This is a genomic window from Streptococcus oralis (genome assembly GCF_015561235.1).
Lineage (GTDB): Bacteria > Bacillota > Bacilli > Lactobacillales > Streptococcaceae > Streptococcus > Streptococcus oralis_BK.
In genome coordinates this window covers 26,011-43,613 of sequence record NZ_JADMTC010000006.1, presented here as the reverse complement: position 1 = coordinate 43,613, position 17,603 = coordinate 26,011, and the positions used below count along the sequence as shown (strand labels likewise).

17 protein-coding genes and 1 pseudogene are annotated in these 17,603 nt (G+C 38.3%); 3 read left to right on the top strand and 15 right to left on the bottom strand.

Annotated features, from left to right (window positions below):
- The 13 genes and pseudogenes from I2H52_RS09605 to yfmF all read right to left on the bottom strand — a co-directional run.
- Positions 1–94: pseudogene (locus I2H52_RS09605) on the bottom strand (transposase); the annotation flags it as partial.
- A 116-nt stretch (positions 95–210) separates the two neighbouring features.
- Entirely contained in the window at positions 211–1,251 is a 1,041-nt protein-coding gene (gene tsf / locus I2H52_RS09600) for a translation elongation factor Ts (protein ID WP_045618145.1), read from the bottom strand.
- 77 nt (positions 1,252–1,328) lie between these two features.
- Positions 1,329–2,108 carry a 30S ribosomal protein S2 gene (rpsB, locus tag I2H52_RS09595; RefSeq protein WP_000268477.1) on the bottom strand — a complete coding sequence of 260 codons (780 nt, stop codon included), beginning with the start codon at positions 2,106–2,108 and terminating at the stop codon, positions 1,329–1,331.
- A gap of 223 nt (positions 2,109–2,331) precedes the next feature.
- Positions 2,332–3,549 carry a peptidoglycan hydrolase PcsB gene (pcsB, locus tag I2H52_RS09590; protein ID WP_045618146.1) on the bottom strand — a complete coding sequence of 406 codons (1,218 nt, stop codon included), beginning with the start codon at positions 3,547–3,549 and terminating at the stop codon, positions 2,332–2,334.
- A gap of 93 nt (positions 3,550–3,642) precedes the next feature.
- Positions 3,643–4,137, bottom strand: coding sequence for a rod shape-determining protein MreD (mreD, locus tag I2H52_RS09585; protein WP_045618147.1), 495 nt, complete (start codon positions 4,135–4,137; stop codon positions 3,643–3,645).
- A gap of 2 nt (positions 4,138–4,139) precedes the next feature.
- On the bottom strand, positions 4,140–4,955 hold the full coding sequence (gene mreC, locus I2H52_RS09580; protein ID WP_045618148.1) for a rod shape-determining protein MreC: 816 nt from the start codon (positions 4,953–4,955) through the stop codon (positions 4,140–4,142).
- A 60-nt stretch (positions 4,956–5,015) separates the two neighbouring features.
- The gene (locus I2H52_RS09575; protein WP_045618149.1) at positions 5,016–5,810 is read right to left on the bottom strand and encodes an energy-coupling factor transporter transmembrane component T family protein; all 795 of its coding nucleotides are present in this window, start codon (positions 5,808–5,810) and stop codon (positions 5,016–5,018) included.
- Positions 5,803–6,642, bottom strand: a complete 840-nt coding sequence (locus tag I2H52_RS09570) for an energy-coupling factor transporter ATPase (protein WP_045618150.1) — start codon at positions 6,640–6,642, stop codon at positions 5,803–5,805. The genes I2H52_RS09575 and I2H52_RS09570 overlap by 8 nt, the downstream gene beginning before the upstream one ends.
- Positions 6,627–7,454, bottom strand: a complete 828-nt coding sequence (locus tag I2H52_RS09565; protein WP_195595114.1) for an energy-coupling factor ABC transporter ATP-binding protein — start codon at positions 7,452–7,454, stop codon at positions 6,627–6,629. Before I2H52_RS09565 ends, I2H52_RS09570 begins: the two co-directional genes overlap by 16 nt.
- On the bottom strand, positions 7,451–7,996 hold the full coding sequence (gene pgsA, locus I2H52_RS09560) for a CDP-diacylglycerol--glycerol-3-phosphate 3-phosphatidyltransferase (RefSeq protein WP_049501297.1): 546 nt from the start codon (positions 7,994–7,996) through the stop codon (positions 7,451–7,453). The genes I2H52_RS09565 and pgsA overlap by 4 nt, the downstream gene beginning before the upstream one ends.
- Positions 7,997–8,006: 10 nt before the next feature.
- Entirely contained in the window at positions 8,007–8,828 is an 822-nt protein-coding gene (gene rodZ, locus I2H52_RS09555) for a cytoskeleton protein RodZ (protein ID WP_049501296.1), read from the bottom strand.
- 35 nt (positions 8,829–8,863) lie between these two features.
- Positions 8,864–10,147 carry an EF-P 5-aminopentanol modification-associated protein YfmH gene (gene yfmH / locus I2H52_RS09550; protein ID WP_195595112.1) on the bottom strand — a complete coding sequence of 428 codons (1,284 nt, stop codon included), beginning with the start codon at positions 10,145–10,147 and terminating at the stop codon, positions 8,864–8,866.
- On the bottom strand, positions 10,144–11,394 hold the full coding sequence (gene yfmF, locus I2H52_RS09545) for an EF-P 5-aminopentanol modification-associated protein YfmF (RefSeq protein ID WP_000424564.1): 1,251 nt from the start codon (positions 11,392–11,394) through the stop codon (positions 10,144–10,146). Before yfmF ends, yfmH begins: the two co-directional genes overlap by 4 nt.
- A 160-nt stretch (positions 11,395–11,554) precedes the next feature.
- Between yfmF and yaaA the strand changes: the two genes are divergently transcribed.
- Entirely contained in the window at positions 11,555–11,923 is a 369-nt protein-coding gene (gene yaaA / locus I2H52_RS09540) for a S4 domain-containing protein YaaA (protein ID WP_000455880.1), read from the top strand.
- A gap of 2 nt (positions 11,924–11,925) precedes the next feature.
- The gene (gene recF / locus I2H52_RS09535; protein WP_195595110.1) at positions 11,926–13,023 is read left to right on the top strand and encodes a DNA replication/repair protein RecF; all 1,098 of its coding nucleotides are present in this window, start codon (positions 11,926–11,928) and stop codon (positions 13,021–13,023) included.
- A 52-nt stretch (positions 13,024–13,075) separates the two neighbouring features.
- Here the strand turns inward: recF and guaB are convergent, their stop codons facing one another.
- A complete protein-coding gene (gene guaB / locus I2H52_RS09530) occupies positions 13,076–14,554 on the bottom strand; it encodes an IMP dehydrogenase (RefSeq protein WP_000073416.1) in 1,479 nt (492 codons plus the stop codon).
- Positions 14,555–14,715: 161 nt separating this feature from the next.
- Positions 14,716–15,741 (bottom strand): tryptophan--tRNA ligase, encoded by a 1,026-nt coding sequence (gene trpS, locus I2H52_RS09525; protein WP_195595109.1) that lies wholly within the window; start codon positions 15,739–15,741, stop codon positions 14,716–14,718.
- Between the two features lie 195 nt (positions 15,742–15,936).
- Here trpS and I2H52_RS09520 point away from each other — a divergent pair, with 195 nt between their 5' ends.
- Positions 15,937–17,559, top strand: a complete 1,623-nt coding sequence (locus I2H52_RS09520; protein ID WP_000958788.1) for an ATP-binding cassette domain-containing protein — start codon at positions 15,937–15,939, stop codon at positions 17,557–17,559.
- The last annotated feature ends 44 nt before the right edge of the window (positions 17,560–17,603 follow it).

The window sequence follows — 17,603 nt, the reverse complement described above, 5'->3', positions numbered from 1 at the left end:
TGTTTATCCCAAATTTATTTGAAAGCTGCTCTAAGCTATATCCTTGTTTTCTAAGTTCATAGATCTGAACTTTATCACCATAAGTTAATTTCATAGTAAAAACACCCCAAAAGTTAGATTTTTTCTGTCTAACTTTTGGGGTGCAGTTCAGTTTCTCAATTGGAAACCTCTAGCTTTTTTGTGGCTGAGAACTATTTTGTTTCAGATTCTTTAGTTATTCAAAGCTGCTGCCATTGTAGCTGCAACTTCAGCTTCAAAATCATTTGCAGCTTTTTCGATACCTTCACCAACTTCAAAGCGAGCGAACTCAACTACTGAAGCGTTAACTGAATCAAGGTAGGCTTCAACCGTCTTGCTGTCATCCATGATGTATACTTGTGCAAGAAGTGTGTATGCTTGGTCAACTTTAGTGTTGTCAAGCATGAAGCGATCCATTTTACCTGGGATGATTTTGTCCCAGATTTTTTCTGGTTTGCCTTCTGCAACCAATTCAGCTTTGATATCTTCCTCAGCTTGAGCAATCACTTCATCAGTCAATTGAGCTTTTGATCCATATTTCAAGTGTGGAAGAGCTGGTTTACCAACCATTGCACGGCTATCGTTATCTTGGTCAATCACGTGGTTCAATTGTGCCAATTCATCTTTAACGAACTGCTCATCCAATTCTTTGTAAGAAAGAACTGTTGGTTTCATCGCAGCGATATGCATTGAGATTTGTTTAGCAAGTGCTTCATCTCCACCTTCGATGACAGAAATAACACCGATACGTCCACCATTGTGTTGGTATGCTCCAAAGTGTTGTGCATCTGTTTTTTCAAGCAAAGCAAAACGACGGAATGAGATTTTTTCACCGATAGTCGCTGTTGCAGATACATATGCTGCTTCAAGAGTTTCACCTGAAGGCATTGTCAAAGCAAGAGCTTCTTCATTGTTAGCTGGTTTTCCTTCAGCAATTACTTTAGCTGTAGCGTTTACCAAGTCAACGAATTGAGCATTTTTCGCAACGAAGTCCGTTTCAGCATTTACTTCAACTACTGCTGCAACGTTACCGTTAACAAATACACCAGTCAAACCTTCAGCTGCAACACGGTCAGCTTTCTTAGCTGCCTTAGCCATACCTTTTTCACGAAGCAATTCGATTGCTTTTTCGATATCACCTTCAACTTCAACCAATGCTTTCTTAGCATCCATAACACCAGCACCAGATTTTTCACGCAACTCTTTAACAAGTTTAGCTGTAATTTCTGCCATTTTGATTCTCCTATATTTTTTAAAATAGGAGAGCCGGGCTAAGCCCTGCCCTCCTAGGTAATGATTACTTATTTGAATTAAGCGTTGTCGCCTTCTACAACTTCAACGATTTCTTCGATTGAGTCAGCTTGAGCTTCTGAAGCTGCAAATTCAGCTTCAACTGCTGTCGCGTCTTCACCTTGACGACCTTCGATGATAGCGTCAGCCAATTTAGCTGTGATCAATTTAACCGCGCGGATAGCGTCATCGTTAGCTGGGATGATTACATCGATATCGTCTGGATCAGTGTTTGTGTCAACCATCGCTACAACTGGGATTCCCAATTTTTTAGCTTCTTTAACAGCGATTTGTTCTTTATGTGGGTCAACTACGTACATTACATCTGGGATACGAGGCATGTCTTCGATACCACCCAAGAATTTTTCAAGACGTGCACGTTGTTTGTTAAGAAGTGCAACTTCTTTCTTAGGAAGAACGTCAAAGATTCCTTCTTCTTCCATACGTTTAATTTCTTTCAAACGAGCAATACGTTTTTGGATAGTTCCCCAGTTGGTAAGAGTTCCACCCAACCAACGGTGGTTGATGTAGTATTGACCTGAACGTTCTGCTTCTTCTTTAACAGCGTCAGCAGCTTGTTTCTTAGTACCAACGAACAATACAACTGCATCGTTAGCTGCTGCATCACGCATAAAGTCGTAAGCTTGGTCAGCGTATTTTACAGTTTGTTGCAAGTCGATTACGTGGATTCCGTTACGCTCAGTGAAGATGTACTTAGCCATCTTAGGGTTCCAGCGACGAGTTTGGTGACCAAAGTGTACACCAGCCTCAAGAAGTTGTTTCATTGAAATTACTGCCATGAGTATTTCTCCTTTTTGTTTTTTCCTCTCCTCGATTTCAACTTGCAAAACGACCCAAGGGCAACAGTTTCACAATTCATCAAGAATGAGTATTATCGTTTACACGACAAGTTTCATTCTACCACATTTTATCAATATTTTCAAGTATTTTTGCTAGTTTTTGGTCTAACTTAAAATTAAAAAAAGAAAAGAGACTCAAAATCGAGCCTCTTTATTTGGTTTATTAGTTTGGATAGATGTATGTTACGTAACCTTCAGAAGTTGTAGTTGGGTTGAACCATCCACGTTTGTTTCCGATTGTACGATCTCCACCGTAGTTTGATTCTGACACTTGAATACGAGTTGATGATGAAACTGCTGTAACAACCGCTACGTGCCCATAACCACCATCATTCCAACATGCAATCGCACCAACTTGTGGGGTTGATCCTGTACGGAATCCTGCTGCTGCAGCACTTGTTGCCCACTGAGCTCCGTTACCCCAATAGTCTCCAGCCCAAGGTGCCAATGTTTTAGCTCCCCAAGTACATTCACCAGTTGGGTAACTTGATGCATTTGAGCTGTATGTTGGACGTTGTCTAGTAGGAGTCGGAGTAGGTGCTGGAGTGTAGCTTGAGTCCTCGTCGTCAGATGCTGATGCTGACGTTGATGTTGCTTGCACTTGAGCTGAGAAACTTGTGTTTCCAGAAGCAACAACTGATTCTTGTTGACTTGTTTGACGTGCTTTATAAGCTGCCTCTGCTTCAGCTGCTGCTTTTGCTTCTGCTTCAGCTGCTGCTTTTTGTTCCAACAAAGTAGCTTTCTCGCCTTCTGCAGTAGCTTTCTCTGCAGCAAGGTTTAACTCAGCAACTTTTAATTCCGCCTGTTTTGTTGTCAATGTCTGTGCATCGTCAGCAAGCGTTTGTTGGTTCGCAATGACAGTATTGATTGCTTCATTATTTGCGACTTGTTTTTCTGAGATTGATTTTTTATCAGCTTTTTGTTGCTCTAACATTTTGTTGTTAGCCGATACAATCTCGCTCATAGCCGCAACACGGGAAATAGCTTCTGTAATTGATTTTGAATTTACAATTGTGTTGATATAGCTAGTTGCAGCACCGTTTGTTTGTGCGCTACGTGCTTGTTTTTCCAAAGATTCATTACGAGCAACAATATTCTTAGAGAGCTCTGTAATTTCTCCTTCAAGTTTTTTAGATTCCGCTTGTAGTGTTTCATTTTCAGCTTGCAAGTTTGCTTGCTGTGTTTGAATAGCTGTAACTTGCGTTTGGATTTCATCTACTTGTTGTTGAGCTTCTTTTTGTTGAGCTGTCAAGTCACTAATCTTACTATCTTGAGCAGCAATTTTTTCATCAGTTGTTTCAGCGTGAACAGTTGTTAATACCGCTGCTTGTGAAACCAATACTGTACTTAATAAAAGTGACGCTAAGATTTTTTTCTTCATATTGTGTAGATACTCCTTCTATTTAAGACATTACTAGTATACCAGAAAAAGACATAATAAATATTACGCCTTTGTTACATTTTTATTTCTTTCTTATAGATAATATTTTTCAAAAATATACTGGAAAATCACCATCCACAAAAAGTTTAAAATCATTGATGGGACAAGACTGTAGACAATGAAAACTGGCATTGATTCTACTGTCAGTCCCATAGCAAGGGCCAGGAGATAACTACCCATATCAAATAGGAAGCTCATCACAACTATTGTTAACATTCTCGTCCAACGGTTCAACAAAGTCACACTATTAAACTTGTGAAGTGAGGCACCTATCAAGATAAATAAAAGTGTCGCAATTCCTATCAAGTGGAAAAAATAGATATCGTACACCAAACCTACTATACAGCAATAAGCTAGATAGAGATACTCTGACACTTCGATTGTCTCAAACAAGAGAAATAAAAACAGAAAATGACTGGCTAAGTGAAAATGTGGATAAAAGGATTCTACTAATTGACCAATATGTGCATCAATTAGCACAAGAAAAGGAAGTAAAAAGAAAATACCAACTTGTTTTAACAGTCTCATTGCTAATTCCCCACTAACTCTACCACATGAAGATCTTTAGTATCAGCACTTAACTTTACTGTCACCTCTCGTGTTAGATAATCACTGCTATGAGTTGTGGCAACAACCTCCCCAATAGGAATATCCTTAACATTGAAGTTTCCGAGTCCCCCTGTAGTCACCTTGTCTCCGGTGCTAATGTCGCTGTTACTATTTAATTGATTAATTTTAAGCAGTTCGGTTTCCTTGTCATAACCAACGATGATTCCGTAAATTTCAGTAGAACCATGCAAGATTTTAACTGAAATTTTGTCGGAATTTTCAGTGTTTGTCAGCAAGTTGATTGTTGTTGAATGCTCCTCTACTTTTGAAACACTACCAATCACCCCCCCGTTTGCAATGGCCAACATATTTTCAGAAGCACCCTTTGAACTTCCTACATCTATCGTTAACTCTTGCTTCCAAAATACCGGTGAGCGCGTAATCACATCTGCTGCTAAGTTTTTTGTAGCCTGCAATTTTGACTTCATATCCAGCAACTGACGTAGTTGTTCATTTTCAGTTTTTAAACTTTCTGATTGATTAGACTCCACTTCTAGTTTGTAGAGTTGCTTTTTTAAGCTTTCATTTTCATTATAAGTCTGCGTCAAATGGTCCAAATCCGATTTGAAATCGTCAAACCACTGAAAGGGTTTTTGGACAATTCTATCCACTAAAGAGATCCCATCTCCTAGTTTCGTCACAATAGCACTTGAATAAGTTGTCACTAATAGTACAGAAACTGCGAGAACTGTGACAAAAACGATGATTAGATATTTTGATTTTTTAAAACGGTTCATATTCCTACCTTTATACTAAAAATCTGCTACTGTGAGCTTCTTATCAATCCTACAAACCTGCTAAGATTTTAAGAAAAATAAGAAACATCCCAGCACCAGAATCACAAGAATCGCCAGTGTATCCTTTTGACTCCATCTCAACTGTCTATACTGACTTCTACCCTTTCCTCCCTGATAACCACGCGCTTCCATGGCTATTGCCAATGAATCTGCACGTTTTAAACTAGTAGCAAAAAGAGGAATTAAAATCGGAATCATAGCCTTTACTTTTTGAACGATGCTACCTTCGCCAAAGTCAACCCCACGCGCTTTTTGAGCATTCATAATTCGCGTCGTGTCATCCATCAAGGTTGGAACAAAACGCAAACTCATTGATAACATGAGACCAATTTCATGAACAGGAACTTTCACGCGTTTTAGAGGCGCTAAGAGAGATTCAACTGCAGCTGCCAAACTCAAAGGCATGGTCGTTAACGTTAGCAAAGTTGAAAAGAAAATAATCAACACAAAACGACAGAAAATGATCCCAGCTTGTTGCAAAGCATAATCCGTTATTCTTATAAAAGAAAACTCAAATAAGACATTTCCACTTGAAATGAAAAAGAGTTGAAATAGAGTCGTAAAAGCAATTAAGAAAAACATGGATTTCAATCCCTGAACAAAAAATGAGAGGGAAACGCCCGACAAAGCGATAAATATACCTGTCGCTACAAAAAGAATGAGATTGGTGAGGGGATTATTAGCCCAAAATACAATCAAAATCAACAGAATCATAGCGAGCAATTTACTACGCGGATCCAAGCGATGAATGATGGAATCCCCCGGTATATAACGCCCTAAAATCATACTATCCATTTAGCGACTCCTTAAACTCCTCTATCTTGATTGGCAGTTTTTTAAAAGCTACACCTCTATCTGCCAAACGTTTACAAAAGGCTGTGATTTTAGGCACACCTAACTGTACATTTTCCATAGAGGCAACATCTTGGAAGACATCACTTGGTTTGCCACTTTTGACCAAACACCCCTTCTCCATAACATAGACCTTATCAGCATATGCAGCTACATCATCCATCAAATGTGTTACCAGTACGATTGTCATTCCAGCAAGGTGAAGTTTTTTAAACAGGGTCATCAATTCTTTTCTGCCCAAAGGATCTAGTCCAGCTGTTGGCTCATCCAAAACCAAGACAGTAGGCTCCATCGCTAGTATCCCTGCAATGGCCACACGTCTCATCTGACCACCCGAAAGTTCAAATGGACTCCTCTCAAAGAGTGACTCATCAATGCCCACCAAGGCTAACTTTTCACGCGCAATTTTCTGTGCTTCTTCCTCAGAAACTCCAAAATTTTGTGGTCCAAACGCAACATCTTTTAAAACAGTCTCTTCGAAAATCTGATTTTCAGCAAATTGAAACACTAGACCGACTTGCTTTCGAATCTGGCGAATTTCTTTATTGGTTGATGTAGGGGTAATGACAGTATCAAAAACTTGAACAGAACCCTTACTTGGTACCAATAGGCCATTTAAAAGCTGTAAAATCGTTGATTTTCCACTACCTGTGTGCCCTACTAAAGCTGTATAGGAACCATCCTCAATCGTCAAAGAAACATCAGTCAAGGCTGATGAAGATAGGGGAGTTCCCTCTTGATAGGTAAAGCTCACATTTTCTAGAGTAATTCCCATAACTTTTCCTCTAGCTCTCCTTCTGTCAAATAGCCATCCGGCAACTGATAACCAGTCTCTCTCAAAGATTCTCTCAATTGATTAGTAAAAGGTTCATCCAACCCTATCTGGTCAAGGTCATCCCGAGAAAAAAGTTCTCTTGGGCTGCTGGTTGACTCCACTTGGCCTTTTTTCATGACCAAGACACGGTCACTCATCGCAACTTCTTCCAAGTCATGTGTAATGGAGACGACTGTCATCTGGTGGTCTTTTCGAATCTCTTGAACTGTCTGAATCAGTTCTCTGCGTCCCTCAGGATCCAACATACTTGTAGCCTCGTCCAAAATCAAAATAGCTGGTCTCAGGGCAACAACTCCCGCAATAGCCACACGCTGTTTTTGTCCACCAGATAAACGAGCTGGTTCTCTATTCTTAAAGTCCAGCATCCCTACCAACTCCAAAGATTCGGCCACTCTCTTCTTCATTTCTTCACGAGGAAGTCCCTGATTTTCTAAACCAAAGGCAACATCATCTTCAACAGTCGCCCCCACAAATTGGTTATCTGGATTTTGAAAAACCATACCAATTTGTCGACGCAAGTCCCAAACATTCTCAGAGGACAACAATTGCCCATCTATCCAGATTTCCCCAGACTCTGCTTCAAGCAATCCATCAATCAAACGGATAGTTGTCGATTTCCCACTCCCGTTATGACCTACAATCGAAAGCCATTCTCCCCGTTTCACGTGAAACGAGACATTATTAACATCATAATGATCCTGGTCTTCCTTATAACGAAAAGACAGATCTTTTACTTCAATAATCGATTTCATTTTGAACCAAATGTTCCTTTGAATACATGAGCGCTACCCTTAAAATAATCATAACCAGAGTAGATAGTGAAAAACAAAGCGATATAAAGCAACAGCTGACCAATTAAATTCCAATGTAAGAGCAAAAAGATAATGGCAAACATCTGACTAAAGGTCTTGATTTTCCCTGGCATAGCTGCTGCTAGAACTGTCCCTCCCGTCTCAACAAGCAACAAGCGCAAGCCTGTCACCGCAAGTTCACGACAAATGATAATAGCAACAACCCAAGCTGGAGCCATACCTAACTCAATTAACATGATAAAAGCTGACATAACCAACAGCTTATCAGCCATCGGATCTGCAAATTTTCCAAAATTGCTGACTACATTCCATTTACGAGCAAGGTAGCCATCAAGATAATCCGTTACACTAGCAACTGCAAAGATGATCGTTGCTAGCAAATGACTGCCTTGTGAATGGCCCAAAGTCAAAATAAGAATAAAGAGAGGTATAAAGAGAATTCTACCAATAGTTAATACATTAGGAATTTGTTCTTTTTTCATTGATTTTTCCTTAATCTGTAGTAAATATAAGTGTTACAGTTCCAGTCTGAGTTGTCAGCTTCGAAGTATCAATCGTTTGATTGTCCACAGTCACAGTAACTCCCTTCACTACACCTAAAGTAATAGTAACGGGACTCTTAGTTGAGACTATTGTTTTTGCATTCTTATTGTCTGCGGATAGTGTCACACCACCCTCCAGCTCACTTCCTGAAACACTAACCCAACTAGCTTCATCTGAAACTGCCAATTGAACAGTAGCAGTTTCCTTACTCGTTTTATACCGAGCTTCAATGCGATTTCCTTCGCCTGACACTGTAATAGTTGATTCCGTAGTAGAAGACGAGCTAGACGTCTGACTACTAGAAGATGAACTAGATGAGGTGGTTGAACTAGTCGAGCTCACAACACTATAATTAGCTGAAGAAGGACTTGGCTGAGTTTGGATGTAGTTCCAGACATAGTAAGTGACAAAAATTAAAATTGACAAAGCAAATAGAACGAAATAAAACAAGGGGAGATAAGACGTTTTTTTCTTATTTGACCGTCTGCGACCAGACAAGTCTTCTTCATCGACATCTACCTCTTCATAAGTGATCATACTACCTGAATCATATGCATCCAAAACAATTCTTTCATCTAACTCTACTGCCCAGGCATATTTTCTTAAAAAAGAACGAGCATAGAAGGTACTAGGAAGTTGATCAAAATCATCTGCCTCCATAGCTTCTAGAAAATGCAACTGAATTTCAGTTTTCTCCTGTAATTCTTCCAAACTCAATCCCTGGTTAATTCTAGCTAAACGTAGAACCTCGCCAATTGTTTTTTTTCTCATACGTACCATTCCTTCTTTCTAGTATTAGTCATCTTTTAAGCTGGAAAGATTGTAAAATCAACTAGATCACCATTATCAATCAAACGATGTCCAGCTTCTAGAACATCCTCCAAAGTAATTTCCTGTAAAATTTTTGGAAAATCAAAAATTGTTTCTCCGCAATCCATCGGATCGTATTGAGTTGCAATAAATTCCAAGGAGTTCATGCTACTGAAAAACTCCCCAAACATCTCACTCTTAACAAGATCTAAATGTTCCTCTGTAATATCCGCATCACTACTAAACTGACGAATCGCTTTACGAAATTGATGCGACAGAGAAACAGGCTCTTTGGTGTCCATTGTCAATATCACAAAATGAAAGCGACTGTTGACTTCAACCTCAAGTGACAATGACGCATCTAACTTCCCAGTCTCATATAACCTTTGAAAACGATCAGAAGTCCAACCAAACATCATCGTAAATAGTAATTTCAATAAAATATTGTAACGATAAGACTCAGCTTCTGTTATTTGCCCATTACCTCTAATCGCAACAGCAAGTTTGGGTGAAGAAACTTCCATCCGAAGACTATCTGTTTGCTTCACAGGCTGTAAGGGTAGTTGCTCTTTTGTAACTGTAAACTGTTCTAGAGTCTTCTTTTCCTTTTTCGAAAAGTATTCCTCAACAACTTTTACATCAATATTTCCAACTAAAAACAGTGACATGTTGACAGGTTTGTAAAAGTCTGTAAAGTTCTCTTTTAAATTTGAAACTTGAATCTCAGAAATTGATTTTTCACTTCCAACTATATCTGTCACTAAAGGAGTATCAGGATAAAGGTTGGCTAATGTTGCAAAAAACAAACGTGAGTCTGGATCATCTTGGTACATTTCTCGTTCTTGCTGGATAATAGCTTGTTCCCTCAAAATAGGCTCTTCTGTAAAATGAACATCTCCGACTAACTCATCTAGCAAATCTAAATTTTCTAATAGATAATCAATTGTTGAAAAAAGATAGCTGGTCTTAGTAAAACTTGTAAAGGCATTACTGTCCGCACCTAATCGAGTAAAAGCAGCCATTATATCCTCAGAATTTTCTCTTTCAAACAATTTATGTTCAAGAAAATGTGCAATTCCTGCTGGATGATGACGTAAACCTTTTTTCAAACTTGTATAAGTTGCATCTACAGAACCAAATTGAACTGTTACAATCCCATAAACCTCATTGAAATCTTGTTTAGGGAGTAAAGAAACTGTCAATCCATTTGACAATTGTGTTTTATAGACTGTCTCCTTTACAGCAGGATAGTATTTTTCTTCAAAAGTAACCTTTGTCATTCTACTCCTTCCATAAAGTAAATCGCTTGTAACTTCAAACTGTTGGCAACTTTACAGACAGCTTCTTTATCAACACTATCTAATTTTGCCACCAATCGATCCATATCAAAGCTTGATTTTCCCAATAGAGCATTCAAATAGACTCTTTCAACTAGGGTCTGTTGATTATCTTGAGCCATCAACAAAGATCGTCGAATCATCTCCTTTGTTTGTTCAAGTTCAAAATCTGTAAAGTTACCCTTTTTTAGATCTAGCAATTGATGATTCATCATTTTTCTAGCCTGATTTCGATTTTCTCTATCAATACCCGCATACATCCTTAACAGACCACTAAACAAATCCAATTGACTCGAGACTGTATAGGCTATTCCAGCATTTTCACGAACGTTTGTAAAAAGTTTTGAATGTGCAAATTCACCCAACAAACCATTCATCACAAGCATGGGCAAATGCTCATCATCACCATATTTTACAGGAGAATGATAGCCTAATTCCAAAATAGATTGCCCAACATTCCTCTGAAACATTCCTTCTCGTAGAACATTCGAATAAGATTGATGGTACTGGATAGTGACGCCGTTCTCTCTAGCTGTAAAGGGTAATGACTTCAGTGATTCTGTAATTTCTACTTCATTGAAGTCACCTAAGAAAAAGAAATCAATACGATCATTTTTCAGAGCATCTTGAAAGCAAGTGTAGCTACTTTCCGGAGACTCATTTAAAATGCTATTTCGTAAATCACTGTATCTCAATTGAAGACGCTCATCATGGAAGAACAAGCTATCCAACTCCTTATGAGCAAAATAAAATGAATCATCCATATCAGTAGCTAAACTAGCCAATAACTGTTTTCTTTCAATTTCAAATAGGGCTGGCTCAAAAGCACTATCTTGAGCTAAGGGAGCAAATAAAGTCTGTTTCACCAATTCCAAAATTCGAGAAGTCAAGACATTTTTTTTACTCAAGAACTCATCTCGCACGTAGGTAAATGTTAAGTCAAGAATATGTGCCTGTCCTCTACGATAAGCACTTGTGGAAATATCTGTTCCATATAAACTTGCCAAGTATCTGCGAAATGCTTGTGATGTGGGATAAGCTTTATTTGCCGTCTCCAACATACTTGCACTTAACATGCGTCCTGCTATTGTCTCAAGAGATAAGGGAGCAGTAAAACGAATAGTGATTTTATTTGTTTTAAACTTTTTGGATTGAACAAAATGTGCTGAAATTCCAGGCACTAATTCCATACCTTACCTCCTTACATATAGAGTTCTATTATACCACGAAAATCAAAATTTTTCTTGTTCTCTTTATAGCTTTAAAGAGTAAAACCGTTTTCATTTCAACTAACTTTCCTTCAGCTATTTCAAGGAAAATATGGTATAATACCAAAGATTGAGGTGAATTATGGAATACAAATTATTTGAAGAATTTATTACGCTCCAAGCCCTCCTAAAAGAACTTGGAATTATACAAAGCGGTGGTGCTATCAAATCCTTTTTAATGGATCATCAAGTTTACTTTAATGGTGAGTTAGAAAGTAGACGTGGGAAAAAAATTCGTGTTGGAGATACGATTGACATTCCTGATTTAAAGATTGACATCACCTTGACACAACCAAGTTTAAAAGAGCAAGAAGAGTATCAAGCAGATAAGATTGAGAAAGAGCGAATTGCTAAACTTGTCAAAGAGATGAATAAAGGTGTCAAGAAAGAAAAACAAAAAACTTCTTCATCACCTAAAACCAAACAAGTTCCACGTTTTCCAGGAAGATAACCATGTGGCTCCAACATTTAACAATTAAAACCTTTCGAAACTACAAAGAGGCAAAAATTGATTTCAATCCAAAATTAAATGTCTTCCTAGGTCAAAATGCACAAGGAAAAACCAATATTCTAGAAGCAATCTATTTCTTAGCCTTGACACGTAGTCATCGGACTCGTACAGATAAAAATCTCATTCATTTTGATGACGAGCAACTCCATCTTTCTGGCTTGCTACAGAAGAAAACAAGCTCTATCCCTCTAGAAATTGATTTAACGCCAAAAGGGCGTGTGACCAAGGTCAATCACTTAAAACAAGCTCGCCTATCAGACTACATCGGACATATGAATGTTGTCCTCTTCGCACCTGAAGATCTCCAGCTAATTAAGGGAGCACCTTCTGTCCGTCGAAAGTTTATAGACATCGAACTGGGACAAATTAAACCAATCTACTTGTCAGACTTGTCAAACTATAATCACATACTCAAGCAAAGAAATACTTATCTAAAATCCAGCCAGAAGATTGATGAAACATTTCTGTCAGTCTTAGATGATCAGTTAATAGAGTATGGTTGTCGCGTTATAAAGCATCGGATAAAATTCATTAAAGACTTAGAGAAATTTGGTCAAAAAAAACACTTAGAAATTTCAAATAAATTGGAAGAGTTGTCAATATCTTATCAATCGTCTGTCAACTTCACTAATGAAGAACAGCTGACAAGTTCCTTTAAAATTGCTTTGGAGAAAAGCAGATCCAGAGACTTATATAAAAAGAATACTGGAGTTGGCCCTCATCGAGATGACATTGCTTTTTATATCAATGGAATGGACGCTAGTTTTGGAAGCCAAGGTCAACATCGCAGCCTTGTTCTTTCTATCAAACTAGCAGAGATTGAGCTAATGGAAAGTATTACAAACGAGTCTCCGATACTACTGCTTGATGATGTTATGAGCGAACTTGACAATACTCGGCAACTAAAATTACTAGAAACCATTTCTCAATCTATCCAAACCTTTATCACAACAACAAGTTTAGACCACTTGCAAAATTTGCCAGAAAACCTTAGTATTTTCAACATTCAAAACGGTAAAATTTCTGTAAATCAACATTGACAATACTGTAAACAAAAAGAACTCCTGAAAATCAGGAGTTCTTTTTTACTACTTACATGGAGTAGTTTGGTGCCTCATTAGTGATTTGTACATCATGAGGATGACTTTCTTTTAGACCAGCCCCAGACATTTCAATAAATTGAGCGTTGTCGTGTAATTCTTTAAGGTTAGCTGCACCACAGTAACCCATACCAGAGCGAATACCACCAATCATTTGGAAGACAATATCAGCTGCTGCGCCTTTATAGGCAACACGTCCTTCAATTCCTTCTGGAACAAGTTTGTTTGCTTCATTGACAGAACCTTGGAAATAACGGTCACTTGAACCTTTCTTCATTGCAGCGATTGATCCCATACCACGGTAGGTCTTAAACTTACGTCCTTGGAAGATTTCCGTTTCACCTGGTGCTTCGTCTGTTCCTGCAAACATTGATCCAAGCATAACTGCATTCCCACCTGCAGCAAGGGCTTTCACGATATCTCCAGAGTACTTGATTCCACCATCAGCAATAATCGTTTTTCCATATTCGCGCGCAACTGCTGCCGCATCATAGATTGCTGTCACTTGTGGAACACCAACCCCTGCAATCACGCGAGTGGTACAAATAGAACCTGGTCCGATACCGACTTTGACAACATCTACACCTGCATCATAAAGAGCACGCGCACCTTCTGCAGTGGCAATATTACCCGCAATCAAAGTGCGGTCTGGGAAGTGAGCACGAATCTCAGCAATTTTACGCAAGACACCTGCAGAATGACCATGTGCAGTATCAATAACAATCGCATCCGCTCCTGCTTCAAAAAGAGCCTCTGCACGTTCAAATGTATCTGAAGTAACACCTACTGCACCAGCAACTAGAAGACGACCAAACTCATCTTTTGCTGCATTAGGAAATTCAATTACTTTTTCGATATCTTTAATAGTAATCAAGCCAGAAAGACGACCTTCTTCATCAACCAAAGGAAGTTTTTCAATACGGTGTTCTTGAAGAATACTTTCAGCTGTTGCAAGATCTGTACCAACAGGAGCAGTAACAAGATTTTCACTGGTCATATGGTTTGAGATTGGCTGATTGTAATCTGAAATAAAGCGAAGATCTCGGTTTGTTAGAATACCAACCAATTTACGATTTTCAAGTGTCTCCACAACTGGAACACCACTGATACGGTAACGTCCCATCAGTTCATCTGCTTCAGCAATAGTGTGTTCTGGAGTCAAGAAGAATGGATCAATAATAACACCATTTTCAGAACGTTTTACCTTGCGAACTTCATCTGCCTGTTGCGCAATAGACATATTTTTATGGATTACTCCAAGACCACCCGCACGAGCAATGGCAATAGCCATTTGACTTTCTGTGACTGTATCCATGGCGGCTGTTATAATTGGGATATTTAAAGTCAGATTATCTGCCAATTTTGTTGTTAAATCTGCATCATTAGGCAACACATGACTTTCTGCTGGAATGAGCAATACATCATCAAAGGTAAAACCTTTTTTTAAAAATTTAGTATCCCAATTAGACATTGAAGTTTCCTCTTTTCTTTCTTTTTGAGCTTGACTCTTTTTGTATTGTATCTATCATACCATTCTATGAAAATTTGTCAATTATATTTATGGTAGAAATCATAAAAAACTATCCCTGTGATCCTATGGAAGAGATAGTTTTACGATTCATATTTTATCTATTATTTAAAATAATTTAGTCCCATTGCTCCCTTAACTTCAGATAGAGTTTGCCCCGCAACCTCACGCGCTTTCTCACTACCTTTTTGAAGCATATTGTACACTTCTCCCATATCCTTAGCAAATTCGATACGGCGCTCACGAATAGGACCAAGTTCGCGTTCTAATATTTCAAGTAGATAACGTTTCGTCTTCACATCACCAAGACCACCACGTTGATAATGTTCTTTCATATTCGCAATTTCTTGAGCATCTTCTGGACGACCAAACACATCTAGATAATGGAAAACCATGTTTCCTTCAATCTTACCTGGATCCTCCACTCGAATATGATCCGGATCAGTATACATGCTCATGACTTTTTTACGCAACGTATCCGCATCATCTGCTAGATAAATACCATTATTAAGGGATTTAGACATTTTAGCATTTCCATCTAAACCAGGCAAACGCCCTGCTCTCTCATTTTCTGGATAAACACCTTCCGGCTCCACCAAGACATCACAATTATAAGCATGATTAAAGGAACGAACAATCTCGCGAGTTTGCTCAATCATTGGTTTCTGATCTGTCCCAACAGGAACATAATTAGCCTTGAAGGCAGTAATATCTGCTGCTTGCGCAATCGGATAAACCAAAAATCCTGTCGGAATACTTTCTCCAAACCCTTTTTGAGCAATCTCTGTTTTTACTGTCGGATTCCGTTCCAAACGAGCTAGTGATACCAAATTCATATAGTACATAGACAGCTCAGCCAACTCTGGAATCTGGCTTTGAATAAAGATAGTTGATTTACTTGAATCCAATCCAACTGCTAAATAATCCAAGGCAACATTCCCAATCGATTCTACAATCGTTTGAGGATCTTTGGCGTGATCTGTCAATGCTTGTTGGTCCGCCAAAAAAACAAACATGTCATACTTGTCTTCTTCCTGCAGTAATACTCTATTTTTAAGACTCCCAACATAATGTCCAATATGCAGTTTTCCTGTTGGGCGATCTCCTGTTAAAATAATGGGTTTCGTCATTTTTTTCTCCTTCGAAATGGTCTCTTCAATTATAGCATTTTTTTGTTAAAATAACAGAAAATTATTTAAATCAAACAACTAACTCATTGTAAATAAACCTGTAAACTTAATTGACATAAAATTGACAAACAAAAATTTGAATATTTCTCTCTTTTCTAGTAGAATAAATGTATTACATATTATAGGAGAAAAACATTGCTTACAGTATCTGATGTTTCACTACGTTTTAGTGATCGCAAACTTTTTGATGATGTCAATATCAAATTTACAGAAGGAAATACATACGGATTGATTGGTGCTAATGGTGCTGGAAAGTCTACATTCTTAAAAATCTTAGCTGGTGATATTGAGCCAACAACTGGTCACATCTCTCTTGGTCCAGATGAACGTCTCTCTGTTCTCCGTCAAAATCATTTTGACTATGAAGATGAGCGAGTTATTGATGTCGTTATTATGGGAAATGAAAAACTTTACAACATCATGAAAGAAAAAGACGCCATTTACATGAAGGAAGATTTTTCAGATGAAGATGGTGTTCGTGCAGCCGAACTCGAAGGTGAATTTGCTGAACTTGGAGGTTGGGAAGCAGAAAGTGAAGCGTCTCAACTACTTCAAAACCTAAACATTCCAGAAGAATTGCACTATCAAAACATGAGCGAATTAGCCAATGGTGAAAAAGTGAAGGTTCTCCTTGCTAAAGCCTTATTTGGTAAACCTGATGTTCTTCTTTTGGACGAGCCAACCAATGGTTTAGATATCCAATCGATTACTTGGTTAGAAGACTTCTTGATTGATTTTGATAACACCGTTATCGTAGTATCCCACGACCGTCACTTCTTAAACAAAGTGTGTACTCATATGGCCGACCTTGACTTTGGAAAAATCAAACTCTATGTCGGAAACTATGACTTTTGGAAGGAATCTTCTGAACTCGCTGCTAAATTGCTAGCAGACCGTAATGCCAAGGCAGAAGAAAAAATTAAGCAATTGCAAGAATTCGTTGCTCGATTCTCTGCTAATGCTTCTAAATCAAGACAAGCAACATCTCGTAAAAAAATGCTTGACAAGATTGAACTAGAAGAGATTGTGCCATCTAGTCGTAAATATCCATTTATCAACTTTAAAGCAGAACGTGAGATTGGTAATGATCTCTTGACAGTAGAAAATTTAACTGTAAAGATTGATGGCGAAACTATCCTAGACAATATTAGTTTCATCTTGCGTCCAGGTGATAAGACAGCTCTTATTGGACAAAATGACATCCAAACGACTGCATTAATTCGTGCAATCATGGATGACATCGACTATGAAGGAACCGTCAAGTGGGGAGTTACTACTAGCCGTTCTTACTTACCAAAAGACAACTCGGCTGATTTTGCAGGAGGAGAGTCAATCCTTGACTGGTTGCGTCAATTTGCAAGTAAAGAAGAAGATGACAATACCTTCCTACGTGGTTTCCTCGGTCGTATGCTCTTTTCTGGAGATGAGGTTAACAAACCTGTAAACGTCTTGTCAGGGGGAGAAAAAGTACGTGTCATGCTTTCAAAACTCATGCTCTTGAAATCAAATGTCCTTGTACTTGATGATCCAACAAATCACTTGGACTTGGAATCTATCTCAAGCTTGAACGATGGATTGAAAAACTTTAAAGAATCAATCATCTTTGCCAGTCATGACCACGAGTTTATCCAAACTTTGGCAAACCATATCATTGTTTTATCTAAGAATGGCGTGATTGATCGTATCGATGAAACCTATGATGAATTCCTAGAAAATGCAGAAGTACAAGCAAAAGTTAAAGAACTTTGGAAAGATTAAATAAGACTTCAAAACTCAGTTGGGGTAACCAACTGAGTTTTCTA